The sequence below is a fragment of the Bradyrhizobium sp. MI1.3 genome, assembly GCF_055811695.1.
The window spans coordinates 1-12,103 of record NZ_JBVVPQ010000061.1; the positions used below are offsets into that span (position 1 = coordinate 1).

General features: G+C 63.9%; 12 protein-coding genes and 1 pseudogene. 8 read left to right on the plus strand and 5 right to left on the minus strand.

Annotated elements, in window-relative coordinates; genetic code table 11:
• Positions 1–141: 141 nt before the first annotated feature.
• On the minus strand, positions 142–693 hold the full coding sequence (locus tag AC0L3A_RS31255) for a cytochrome b (RefSeq protein WP_473255814.1): 552 nt from the start codon (positions 691–693) through the stop codon (positions 142–144).
• A gap of 173 nt (positions 694–866) precedes the next feature.
• On the opposite strand from AC0L3A_RS31255, the gene murI reads away from it, so the two are divergent.
• The 6 genes and pseudogenes from murI to AC0L3A_RS31285 all read left to right on the plus strand — a co-directional run bounded on the left by murI (position 867) and on the right by AC0L3A_RS31285 (position 5,927).
• The gene (murI, locus tag AC0L3A_RS31260) at positions 867–1,664 is read left to right on the plus strand and encodes a glutamate racemase (protein WP_219684976.1); all 798 of its coding nucleotides are present in this window, start codon (positions 867–869) and stop codon (positions 1,662–1,664) included.
• A 57-nt stretch (positions 1,665–1,721) separates the two neighbouring features.
• Positions 1,722–2,495, plus strand: coding sequence for an HpcH/HpaI aldolase family protein (locus tag AC0L3A_RS31265; RefSeq protein ID WP_473255815.1), 774 nt, complete (start codon positions 1,722–1,724; stop codon positions 2,493–2,495).
• Positions 2,496–2,543: 48 nt separating this feature from the next.
• A pseudogene (locus tag AC0L3A_RS31270) lies at positions 2,544–2,819 on the plus strand (cupin domain-containing protein); the annotation flags it as partial.
• Positions 2,820–2,924: 105 nt separating this feature from the next.
• Positions 2,925–3,692, plus strand: coding sequence for an acyltransferase (locus AC0L3A_RS31275; RefSeq protein WP_473255816.1), 768 nt, complete (start codon positions 2,925–2,927; stop codon positions 3,690–3,692).
• A gap of 197 nt (positions 3,693–3,889) precedes the next feature.
• The gene (gene rpsD / locus AC0L3A_RS31280) at positions 3,890–4,507 is read left to right on the plus strand and encodes a 30S ribosomal protein S4 (protein WP_007602315.1); all 618 of its coding nucleotides are present in this window, start codon (positions 3,890–3,892) and stop codon (positions 4,505–4,507) included.
• A 352-nt stretch (positions 4,508–4,859) separates the two neighbouring features.
• Positions 4,860–5,927 (plus strand): threonine aldolase family protein, encoded by a 1,068-nt coding sequence (locus AC0L3A_RS31285; RefSeq protein WP_354128081.1) that lies wholly within the window; start codon positions 4,860–4,862, stop codon positions 5,925–5,927.
• A 99-nt stretch (positions 5,928–6,026) separates the two neighbouring features.
• Here the strand turns inward: AC0L3A_RS31285 and AC0L3A_RS31290 are convergent, their stop codons facing one another.
• The 4 genes from AC0L3A_RS31290 to grxD are packed head-to-tail and all read right to left on the minus strand — an operon-like array spanning position 6,027 to position 9,505.
• Complete coding sequence (locus AC0L3A_RS31290) at positions 6,027–7,289, minus strand: serine hydrolase domain-containing protein (protein WP_473255817.1); 1,263 nt, start codon at positions 7,287–7,289, stop codon at positions 6,027–6,029.
• 1 nt (position 7,290) lies between these two features.
• On the minus strand, positions 7,291–8,577 hold the full coding sequence (locus tag AC0L3A_RS31295) for a serine hydrolase domain-containing protein (protein ID WP_473255818.1): 1,287 nt from the start codon (positions 8,575–8,577) through the stop codon (positions 7,291–7,293).
• 46 nt (positions 8,578–8,623) lie between these two features.
• The gene (locus tag AC0L3A_RS31300; protein ID WP_354159124.1) at positions 8,624–9,175 is read right to left on the minus strand and encodes an O-acetyl-ADP-ribose deacetylase; all 552 of its coding nucleotides are present in this window, start codon (positions 9,173–9,175) and stop codon (positions 8,624–8,626) included.
• A 3-nt stretch (positions 9,176–9,178) separates the two neighbouring features.
• Positions 9,179–9,505: a Grx4 family monothiol glutaredoxin gene (grxD, locus tag AC0L3A_RS31305; protein WP_007602294.1), complete on the minus strand. Its 327-nt coding sequence runs from the start codon at positions 9,503–9,505 to the stop codon at positions 9,179–9,181.
• Between the two features lie 241 nt (positions 9,506–9,746).
• Between grxD and egtB the strand changes: the two genes are divergently transcribed.
• On the plus strand, positions 9,747–11,039 hold the full coding sequence (gene egtB / locus AC0L3A_RS31310; protein WP_354128077.1) for an ergothioneine biosynthesis protein EgtB: 1,293 nt from the start codon (positions 9,747–9,749) through the stop codon (positions 11,037–11,039).
• A gap of 52 nt (positions 11,040–11,091) precedes the next feature.
• Positions 11,092–12,063 (plus strand): L-histidine N(alpha)-methyltransferase, encoded by a 972-nt coding sequence (gene egtD / locus AC0L3A_RS31315; RefSeq protein ID WP_007602290.1) that lies wholly within the window; start codon positions 11,092–11,094, stop codon positions 12,061–12,063.
• The last annotated feature ends 40 nt before the right edge of the window (positions 12,064–12,103 follow it).

The following is a 12,103-nucleotide window of genomic DNA, read 5'->3' on the forward strand; positions in this document are numbered from 1 at the left end:
CGTCGCTGCCGTTTCGTCATCTGACACCTCTTGCTGTCTAAGCTATAGGTGTCCACCGATTTAGGGGAGGCTCAGAAACTTTCCGCGGAGGGACTCTGGATTGCTTCGCTGCGCTCGCAATGACGATGTGGAGAGACCGCCCTACCCCGCCTCGTCCGTCACCATCCGCGCCACGACGCGGTCGCGGCGGATGAAATGGTGCCACAGGGCGGCGATCACGTGAAACGCGATCAAGGCGAGCAGCACATAGGCAAAGAGGATGTGGCGGTCTTCATAGACGCCCGCTGCCGCGCGGTCGGGAGCGGTGAATTGCGGCACGTGAAACAGGCCGAAGAAGTCCGAATAATCAGGCGCGTGCGCACCGGAATGCGCCCAGCCGAGCATGGTGACGACGATGACGGCAAGATAGAGCGCGCCGTGGCTGACATGGGCCGTGACCTTCTGCCAGCGCGAGGTCTCGGCCGGCATGGCGGGCGTCGGGTTGAGGAGGCGCCAGACCAGGCGCAGCACGGTGAGCAGCAGGATCACATAGCCGATATCGGCGTGGATCGAACGGTAGAAGAAGCGGTCGGGACGCGCCGGCATGTGGTTCATCCACCACCCGAAGCCGATCATGCCGATGATGGTCAGCGCCAGACTCCAGTGCAGCCATCGGGAAATGCTGCCCCAGCCGTTGCTGGTATTTCTGATCATGTCGGCTCTCCGGAGTTTTGCGGGCCTGTCCCTATCCGCACCGCAGTACGGCAGCTGATACCGGGACCATGCGGCAATCGCGAAATTGAATCCATCCAAATTGGCCCTCAGCGCCCCTGCCGCAAAACCGCCCCAAAAACCGAATGGTAACCATGTCCGGCTAGAGTGATCACGTGACCAATTCTCCGACGATTCTGGTGTTCGATTCCGGCCTTGGCGGGCTCACGGTCCTGCGTGAGGTCGTGGCCGCGCGCTCCGACGCGCATTACGTCTACGTCGCGGACGACGCCTTCTTCCCCTATGGCCACCACAGCGAGGACGCGATCATCGCCCGCGTGGTGCCGTTGATGGGGGAATTGATCGGCACGCACGATCCTGACCTCGTCGTCATCGCCTGCAACACGGCGTCTACCCTGGTCCTATCGCACTTACGCGCCGCTTATTCCTTGCCCTTCGTCGGCACGGTGCCGGCGATCAAGCCGGCCTGCGCGCAGTCGAGAAGCCGGCGGGTGTCGGTGCTTGGCACCAAGGGCACGGTGAAGCGCGAATACACCAAGGCACTGATCCGCGATTTCGCGCAAGGCTGCGAGGTGACGCTGGTCGGCTCGCCCGAGCTGGCCGCGCTGGCTGAAGCCGAGCTCAGCGGCTCTCCCGTCAGCGACGACGCCATCCTCGCCGAGCTCGCCCCGTGCTTCGTCGGCGATGCCGGGGACGCAGGCGCACGCACTGACACCGTGGTGCTCGCCTGCACGCATTACCCGCTGCTGCTCGACCGGCTGAAACAGCTCGCGCCCTGGCCGGTCGACTGGATCGATCCGGCGCCCGCGATCGCCCGCCGCGTCTCGGATCTGCTCGGCCCGCACACCGGCGGCATCGCGCAATCCGGCGCCGAGATGATCTTCACCTCGAATCGCGTGCATGGCCTTTCGGCCGTGCTGACGCCGTTCTTCGGCGGCCGCATTCCGGCCTGACCTTGCGCCTCGGCGACGCGCTGCTAGGCTCCGTCGTCATCCCTTCGCAGGCATAACATGTCGGTCCCCGCAACTCCGCTCAACCGTCTCCGCCAGCTCTGGCGCGAGGGTCGTCCCGCCTTCGGCGCGATCGCGACGATCCCGAGCGTGCAGACCGTGCAGATCATGGCGCGCTCACTCGACTGGATCATCGTCGATCTCGAGCATGGGCCGATTGGATTGACCGAAGCACATGCGATGATCGCGGCCACCACCGGCACACCGTGCACACCGCTGGTGCGGATCGCGGCGAACGAGCCATGGCTTGCGAAGGCACCGATGGACATCGGCGCCTTCGGCATCAATTTCCCGATGATTACCAATCGCACTGAAGCCGAGAAAGCGGTGCGCAGCGTGCGCTATCCGCCACGCGGCGATCGGCTCTGGGGTCCGTTCCATGCGCCATTCCGCTGGGGCCAGTCGATGCCGGACTACATGGCCAGTGCCGACGACGAGATGATCTGCATGATCACCATCGAGCACGTCGACGCCGTCAACCGCATCGACGAGATCATGGCCACGCCCGGCATCGACGTCGCCGTAATCGGCCCCGGCGATCTCGCCACCTCCATCAACAAGCGCGGCCAGATGGACGATCCGGAATTGCTGGAGCTGGTGGCGCGGGCCGAGGCCGGCATCCTCAGAAGCGGCGTGCCGATCGGCGGCGTGGCGCGCACCGCAGACCAGGCCAACGCCTTGGTCGACCGCGGCTACCGCGCGATCGCGCTCGGCTTCGACTGGTCGCTATTCCAGCGCGGCATCATGGCGGCGTTCGAGGGGATCAAGCGCTGACGGCAAAGCCGATTGCCACCTTGCCGGGAACTGCTGCGCTGCTAGGCGGATGGCTACAACACCATCACGGCCATCGCGGAGGTCCCGGCGGGCGGCGCGGCCGGTCGCCATACCCATCCGGGCATCGAGACCGGTTACGTGCTCGAAGGCGAACTCAATCTCCTTATCGACGGGCAGCCGGAAAAGACGCTGAAAGCTGGCGATTCCTACCAGATCCCGGCAGGCGTCGTGCATGACGCCAAAGCCCACGGCGATAAGGCTATGAAAGTGCTTGGGGTTTACATCGTCGATAAGACCAAGCCGCTGGCCTCGCCGGCACCCTGATGCGGCGAACCGACGGGCCCCACGCGGGTTGGTTCGTGCTAGAGCAGGCGGCGAGCGGGAACCCCGCTCGATGCACAAACTTTAATCAGGGGAAACCAAAGAGCGATGCGCGGGACGCCCAAGACCATTTCGCTGCCGCGTCGCCTGATTGTCGACCTCATGCACGCCTCGATGGGCGTGCCCTTCGTGTCCCTGTCCCGTTCGCTCGATATCGGCCCTCTGCTGGAGGCCCGCGCGGGCGCGATGGCGCCAGCCGGCTGGGCGGCCATGTTCGTCAAGGCTTTTGCCCTGGTCGCCAGGGACGAGCCGGTCCTGCGTACCGTCTACGCCAAATGGCCCTGGCCGTCGCTTTACGAACTGCCGAAGAGCGTGGCGTCGGTGGCCATTGCCCGGGTCGAGGGCGGCGAGGAATGCGTGATCCCGCAGCGAATCGTCGCTCCCGAGGCCATGACGCTGGCTGCGGTCGATGCCGAGATCCGGCACGCCAAGACCGCCCCCATCGACGAAATTCCCATGTTCCGCAAGATCATGCGGGCGACCCGCCTGCCGCTGCCGCTGCGGCGGCTGTCCTGGGCGATAGGACTGAATTTCGGCCGGCAGCGCGGCAACTGGTTCGGCAGCTTCGCGGTGAGCTCGGTGGCCGCCTATGGCGGTGGCGAGCTTCACCCCATCACGCCCGGACCCTTCATCGTCAGCTATGGGGTGGTCGGGCCTGACCAGACCATCCATGTCGTGATTCGTTGGGATCACCGGGTCACCGACGCCGCCCCCATCGCCCGGGTCCTGACGCGGCTGGAACAGGTGCTGAACACTGAAATCGCTGCCGAATTGCGGGCGGCCGGGTCGAAGCCGATCCGGGCGGTCGGAACGTGATTCCAGGCCATTCGCATTGACAGCGAGCCCCAAATCCCCCTAAAAGCCGCTTGCTCGCGGGCCGATTTCGGCCCGCGAAGCGTTTCGCGACCCGTGGTCCTGTCCCTTAAGCTTTGGGGATCGGACCTGTCAGTGCCGGGCTAGCCCGTCACACAGGAGGGCGCGTTTCCTCAAACCAAGTACCTGAAGAGGACGCGATGACTAAGCGCAGTGAGGCGAAGTACAAACTCGATCGCCGTATGGGCCAGAACATCTGGGGCCGCCCGAAGAGCCCCGTGAACCGCCGCGAATACGGCCCCGGCCAGCACGGCCAGCGCCGCAAGGGCAAGCTCTCCGACTTCGGCGTGCAGCTGCGCGCCAAGCAGAAGCTGAAGGGTTACTACGCCAACATCTCCGAGCGTCAGTTCCACAGCATCTATGTCGAAGCCAGCCGCCTCAAGGGTGATACCGGCGAGAACCTGATCGGCCTGCTCGAGCGCCGTCTCGACGCGGTCGTGTACCGCGCCAAGTTCGTCTCGACGATCTTCGCCGCGCGCCAGTTCATCAATCACGGCCACGTCAAGGTGAACGGCCGCAAGGTCAACATCTCGAGCTATCTGGTCAAGCTCGGCGATGTGATCGAGGTCAAGGAATCCTCCAAGCAGCTCGCTCACGTTCTCGAAGCCAGCCAGCTCTCCGAGCGTGACACCCCCGACTATCTCGAAGTCGACCACGGCAAGATGACCGCGAAATACATTCGCATCCCGCACCTCTCGGACGTGCCGTTCCCGGTGCAGATGGAGCCGCATCTGGTCGTCGAATTCTATTCGCGCTGATAGTCGGCAGATCAATCGCTCAAAGGCCCCGGTTCTCCGGGGCCTTTTTGTTTGATAGCATGCCTTCGATGTCTCGCACGGCCGACCAGTTCGCCAACACTCTGCCTTCGGCAGCGCCGACTAAAGCGGCGCTTCGAGCATGGGAGGCCCTCTCCCGCGACGAGCAGATCTGCCGATATCAGGGGCTGCTCGCTCTGCCTGATTGCAATATCTTTACGGCCGACACGCCAGGCGAAATCCTTCTCGCCGCGCGGCAGCGCGTCACTCAACGTTCTCGTGGCTAGTTCAGGTCCTTGAGAAACGCACGCAATACGTCGCAACGATTCGACTAGGTGAAATGACGAGACCAGCCATGCTCTACACCCCTTCCCCGATCGATCCCAAGGCGCCGCCGGTGCGCATCAATTTGCTCTCGGACACACAGACCAAGCCGACACCTGCGATGCGCGAGGCGATGGCGCGGGCGGAGGTCGGCGACGAGCAGGTCGGCGACGATCCGACCGTGAACGCCCTGTGTGCGCGCGTCGCCGAGCTGCTCGGCAAGGAAGCCGCGGTGTACATGCCGTCAGGCACGATGTGCAACGTCACCGCGACGCTGGTGCATTGCCGCCCCGGCGACGAGATCCTCGCGCATGAAAGCGCGCACATCATCGCGCGCGAAGGCGGGGCGCATGCCGCGATCGGCGGCTTCCAGGTCACGCAATTGAAGGGACCCGACGGCCAGTTCACGCCGGAGACGTTCCGCAAAGCGCTGCATCCGCGCACCCGCTACCAACCGCCGCAGACCGTGGTCAGCGTCGAGCAGACCGCCAATATCGGCGGCGGCACGATCTGGAAGAAGGCCGCGCTCGACGAGATCGTCGCGATCGCGAAACAACATGGCCTCGTCACCCACATGGACGGCGCGCGCCTGCTCAACGCCACTGTCGCGAGCGGCATCTCGCCGCGCGACATGACCGCGGGCTGGGATTCGGCCTGGATCGACTTCTCGAAGGGCTTGGGCGCGCCGATCGGCGGCGTGCTGGCGGGCTCGCGCGCTTTCATTGATGCGGTCTGGCAATGGAAGCAGCGGCTCGGCGGCTCGATGCGACAGGCCGGAATCTGCGCGGCGGCTTGCATCTACGCGCTCGACCATCACGTCGAGCGGCTTGCCGACGATCACGCCAATGCGCGCGCGCTCGCCCGCGGATTGTCGCAGATCGCAGGCGTCGAGGTGCAGGAGCCCGAGACCAACCTGGTGTTCTTCAAGCCCGATGGTGCCGGCATTCCCGGCGACAAGATGGTCGCGGCGCTGCGCCAGCGCGGCGTCACGCTTGCGATGATGGACGGCCGCATCCGCGCCTGCACCCATCTCGACGTCAATGCGGCCCAGGTCGAGGAAACGATCGGCTACGTCCGAGAGATCGTGCGCGGAGCGTAGGCCCCGTAGCCCGGGTGAGCGCAGCGATACCCGGGACTTCACTCGCAGGGTCCCGGATGTCGCTGCGCTCATCCGGGCTACGCAAACCGCAAAAAGACTCTACCGCCCCATCGCCTGATAGATCAGCGTCTTCAGCGCCAGCTGAATCCGGCCACGCTGCGTCGGGGTCTGCACCATGAAGATCCCGAACAGGTCGTCCTCGGGATCGATGAAGAAGAACGTGCCGCCGACGCCGTCCCAGCGATATTCGCCGAGCGGCCACGCCGTCCCAGGGGGCACCGAGGTGCGCACGGCGAAGCCGAGTCCGAAGCCGGAAGATCCACCCGGATAATAGTTCTGGTCGCGCGCGATCTTCGTCTCCGGCCCGATATGATCCGAGGCCATCAGCGCGATGGTCTCCGGCTTGAGATAGCGTCGGCCCTCATAAATTCCGCCATTCAGCAGCATCTGGGCGAAGCGGGCGTAGTCGCCTACCGTGCCGACCATGCCACCGCCGCCCGATTCCCAGGTCGCGGGCCGCCTGATGTCGCGGAGCTGCGTCGTCGGATTGATGTAGCGATCCTCCGGCATCGGCTCGGCGATGCGCGGGAATTTGGCAGGATCTGCGACGAAGAAAGCCGTCTCGGTCATGCCCAGCGGATCGAGCAGCCGCTCCTTCTCGAATTGCAGCAGCGTCTTTCCGGCAATGATTTCGACGACGCGGCCGAGCACGTCGGTGGAATAGCCATAATCCCACACCGTGCCGGGCTGCTCGACCAGCGGCAGCGTGGCGACCTTGGCGGCGAATTCGGCGTTGGTCAGATTGCTGTTGAAGAGATTGGCGTCCGCATAGAGCTCGCGCACCATGCCGCCGCCGTAATAGCCGTAAGGCAGCCCTGAGGTGTGGCGCAGCAGATCCGTGATTGTGATGGGTCGCTCCGGCGGCTCCATCGCCAGGGCGACTTTGCCGTCCTCGGCCTTCTTCTCGATGCCGACCTTCATGCCGGCGAAGGCCGGAATGTATTTCGAGACGGGATCGTCGAGCGACAGCTTGCCCTCCTCAACCAGCATCATCGCCATGACTGAGGTGACCGGCTTCGACATCGAGTAGAGGCGGAAGATCGTGTCCGCGCTCATCGAGAGTTCGGTCGCGACGTCGCGGACGCCGAAATTCTGGTAATACACCGGCTTGCCGTGCTGCTGAAGCAGCAGGATGGCGCCGGGGATCTTGCCGGTGGCGACCTCGTTGCGGATGTAGTCGGAAACCTTCGCCAGCCCCGCGGGCGAGAGCGTCCGGACCGCAGGTCTCTCGGAACCCGCCTTCGCAACGATGCCGCCGGCGAGAAGAACGAGCGCCGCGATCAATGCGCGGCGCCCGAACATGTCAATTCTCCATCGCTTCATAGACCAGCTGCTTCAATGTCCGCTGCACGCGCTGGCGCTCGGTCGGGGTCTGCTCCAGCAGCACGAAGAACATGTCCTGCTTGGGATCGATCACGAAATAGCAGCCGGAGGCGCCGTCCCATTTCAATTCGCCGAGATCGCCGGGCGGCGGCGGTTTTGCGTTGCCGGGATCGGTGCGGACCGCAAGTCCGAGACCGAAGCCGAAGCCATCGCCGGGGAAGTAGAAATAATCGCGATCGACGCCCGACTTGGGGCCAATCTGGTCGGTGGCCATCAGCTTGAACGTCTCGGGTTTGAGAATGGTCTTGCCGTCGAGGCTGCCGCCGTTGAGCAACATCTGCGTAAAGCGCTCATAATCCACCATGGTCGTAACCATACCGCCGCTGGCGAACTGGATCTTTTTGACGACCGTCGGATCATTGATCCGCCCGACCCGGAAATCACTGTCGTTCGGCACCGGCTGCGCCAGCAGCTTCTGCTTGTCAGGATCGGTGACGAAGAAGCCGGTGTCGACCATGCCGAGGGGGTCGAGCAGCTTCTCCCGCTCGATCTCGATGAGCGGCTTGCCGGCCGCGACTTCCATGACCCGCGCCAGGATGTCGGTGGAATGGCCGTATTGCCACAGCGCGCCCGGCTGGTTGTGCAGCGGAAGTTTTGCGATGCGCTCGGCGAACTCGGCGAGGTCGAAATCGCCGGCATAGATGTTGGCTTCGCGATAGGCCTTGCGGACCAGGCTGTCGCCGTAGAAGCCGTAGGTGACGCCCGAGGTGTGCGTCATCAAATCGTGCACCGTCATCGGCCGGTTCGGCGGCACGAGCTCGAGCGACTTGGTGCCGTCCTCGGCTTTCTTCTCGACGCCGACTTTCACATTGGCAAAGGACGGAATGTATTTCGAGACGGGATCGTCGAGCTTGATCGTACCTTCCTCGATCAACTTCACTGCGACGACGGACGTGATCGCCTTGCTCATCGAGAACAGGCGGAAGATCGTCTTGTCGGTGATCGGCGCCTTGCTGACCGCGTCCTGCACGCCGAAGACTTCGTGGTAGACCGGCTTGCCATGTTGCTTGATGAGCACATTTGCGCCGGCGATCTTGCCGGTCGCGACCTCGTTCTTGAAGAACTCGGTGACTTTGGCGAGCTTGTCCTGGTTGAAATGCGCGCCGGCCGGAATCTCGTAGGTGCCCTCCGCCCGCGCGAACGACATCGTACCCAACGATACAAGCGCGGCGCAGACCAGCGCGCGCAGTCCAGACTGTGAAATCATATCCCCTCCCCGGAACATGGCCCGGCGGAGTGTACCGACCGCGTCATCAGGCACAAGGGCCGCCATACCGCGCCAAAACGTCCGCGTGCAGAGCCGCGCTCTTTTCCGAGAAACAACAAAATATGACGTCGACGACCAGCGGCGCGGCCTGCAGGGCTTCAATGGTCGCATGGACCGCAATCTTCGCGGCCTGGTCGGCCGGAAAGCCGTAAACCCCGGTCGAAATCGCGGAGAACGCCACGGACGTCAGCTGATTGGCCTCACAGAGCTCGAGCGCACGGCGATAACAGGAGCCCAGCGCCTCTGCCTCGCCGCGAGTGCCCCCGTGCCAGACCGGGCCGACCGCATGGATCACATGGCGCGCAGGGAGAAGGTAGCCCTTGGTGATCTTGGCATCGCCGGTCGGGCATCCTCCGAGCTTCCGGCACTCGGCGAGAAGCTCGGGCCCGGCCGCCCGATGGATCGCGCCATCCACGCCGCCCCCACCCAGGAGCGACGTGTTGGCCGCGTTGACGATGGCGTCAACGCTCAGCGTGGTGATGTCAGCAACGATGACCTTGAGCTCCGCGCCGCCGATCCGGCGCGTCAGCTGGGTCATGTATCAGGCCGCGACAGCGACGCCCTTTTCGGAGAAGAGCTGCTGCAATTCACCAGCCTGGAACATCTCGCGGACAATGTCGCAGCCGCCGACGAACTCGCCCTTCACATAGAGCTGCGGAATGGTCGGCCAGTTCGAATAGTCCTTGATGCCGTTGCGCAGTTCGGCGGATTCGAGAACGTTGAGGCCCTTATAGCCGACGCCGATGTGGTCGAGAATCTGGACGACCTGGCCGGAGAACCCGCATTGCGGAAATTGCGGTGTGCCCTTCATGAACAGAACCACGTCGTTCGACTTCACTTCGTTGGCGATGAATTCCTCGATGCTCATATCCGTGTCCTTATGGGGCGGAGCCCACTCCAATCGCTTCGGGCTGGCTCCACCGATCTAACCCGATACCTGGGTATATATGTAGCCCAAACCGTTGTGCATCCAAAGTAAAATGGCGGCGAGCGGCCGCTGGGCGGACCACTCTCGGCACCGCCGGCCCATTGCATGATGCCACGAATATCATCGTCAGGGAGGACTTTCATACCGTCCCGGAGCCCCTATCTAGGACGAACCCGGCGTTTTGGAACCCGGCAACGCCAACAACGTTCTCTTGTCCTGTCTGGAGAAAAACGTGACGAAACAAGCCTCCGCTACGGCCCCCGCCCCGTCACCGTCGGCCGATTTGGGCGGCCTTGCCCAGAGGCTGGAGGACGCGTTTCTCACCGTCCGCGACGAGACCGAGCGCAGGGCCGCGCCGCTGTCGCCGGAGGACCAGCAGATCCAGTCCATGCCGGACGCGAGCCCGACGAAATGGCACCGGGCGCACACCACCTGGTTCTGGGAGCAGTTCGTGCTCGGCGAGCACTGTGCGGGCTACCAGCCCTTTCACCCTGACTTCGCTTTCCTGTTCAATTCCTATTACGTCAGCGCCGGTCCGCGCCATTCCCGCAATCACCGCGGCGACATCACCCGCCCGAGCGCCGATCAGGTCGGCGCCTATCGAAAATATGTCGACGCTGCCGTCGTGAAATTCTTCCGCGACGCCGGCGAGGACAAGCTTCGCGAGATCGCGCCGCTGGTCGAGGTCGGCCTCAATCACGAGCAGCAGCATCAGGAATTGATGGTCACTGACATCCTGCACGCTTTCGCGCAGAACCCGATCCCGCCGGCCTATGATCCGGACTGGCGCTTCCCGGCCGCGACGCCGGCCAGTGAGGATTGGCTGACGCTGAACGAAGGCATCCACACCGTCGGTCACGTGGATGACAGTTTTCATTTCGACAACGAGAAGCCGGCGCATCGCGCCCTCGTCGGCCCGGTCAAGCTCGCGCGCAATCTCGTCACCAATGGCGAATGGCTCGCCTTCATGCGCGACGGCGGCTACCGGACCGCAACGCTGTGGCTGATGGACGGTTTTGCAGCCGTCAACAACGAGGGCTGGGACGCCCCCGGCCATTGGCGCGAGATCGACGGCCAATGGCATGTGATGACGCTGGCCGGCCTCAAGCCGGTCGATCCTGACGCGCCCGTCTGCCACGTCAGCTATTACGAGGCTGACGCCTTTGCGCGCTGGGCCGGAAAACATCTGCCGACCGAGATGGAGTGGGAGGTCGCGGCCCGCGCGGGCCAGCTCAACGATGCCTTCGGCATCGTCTGGCAGTGGACGCGATCGTCCTACTCGCCTTACCCCGGCTATCGCGCCATCGAAGGCGCGCTCGGCGAATACAACGGCAAGTTCATGGTCAACCAGCTGGTGCTGCGCGGCTCTTCGCTTGCAACCCCGGAGGGGCACAGCCGTATTACCTATCGCAACTTCTTTTATCCGCACCACCGCTGGCAATTCACGGGACTGCGGCTCGCCGACTACGAGTAAAATTCTCATCCGACGACAAATGCGCGCCGGACAGCGCGTTCAGGAGAGTATCATGAATGTGCACGCCAGCGCTTTGGCCGAAGCCCATCTTCCCGACGAACAAACCACCGCCTTCGCGCGCGAGGCCATTGAGGACCTCTCGCAGCAGCCCAAAAAGCTGTCGCCGAAGTATTTCTATGATGCGGCCGGATCGGAATTGTTCGAAGCGATCACACGGCTGCCGGAATATTACCCGACGCGCACGGAGCTGGCGATCCTGAAGGAGCGGGGCAGCGAGATCGCAAAGATCATTCCGGAGCACGCCGCCCTCGTCGAATTCGGCGCAGGCGCGACCACAAAGGTCCGCCTGCTGCTCAACCAGTGCAAGTTCGCGGCCTATGTGCCCGTCGACATCTCTGGCGACTTCCTCACGGCGCAGGCAAACGGCCTGAAGCGGGATTTTCCGTCACTCGGCATCTACCCGGTGGCGGCCGACTTCACCACGCCGTTTGAGCTGCCCAAGGCGGTGGCGACGATGCCCAAGGTCGGGTTCTTCCCGGGCTCGACCATCGGCAATTTCGAGCCGCATGAAGCGCAGGCCTTCCTGAAGAGCGCGCGCGCCATCCTGGGCCGGGGTGCGCAGATGATCATCGGCGCCGACCTCGAGAAGGAGGAGCGTCTGCTCCACGACGCCTATAACGATGCCGCCGGCGTCACCGCGCGCTTCAACCTCAATGTGCTGGTGCGGATCAACCGCGAGCTCGGCGGCAATTTCGACCTCTCCGCCTTCACCCATCGCGCGATCTACAATCGCGAGCGGCACCGCATCGAGATGCACCTGATCAGCAAGAAGAGCCAGACCGTGCGCCTGCTCGGCACCAGCTTTTCGTTCCGCGCGGGCGAGAGCATCCACACCGAGAACAGCTACAAATACAGCCTCGAGCGTTTTGCCGCGCTGGCGCAGGGCGCGGGCTGGCGTGTGCGTGAGAGCTGGACCGATGCCGCGAAGATGTTCTCGGTGCACGCGCTGGAGGCGGCGGAGTAGAAATTCCTCCGTTTCCTGCGGCGCATCCTTCGAGACGCCC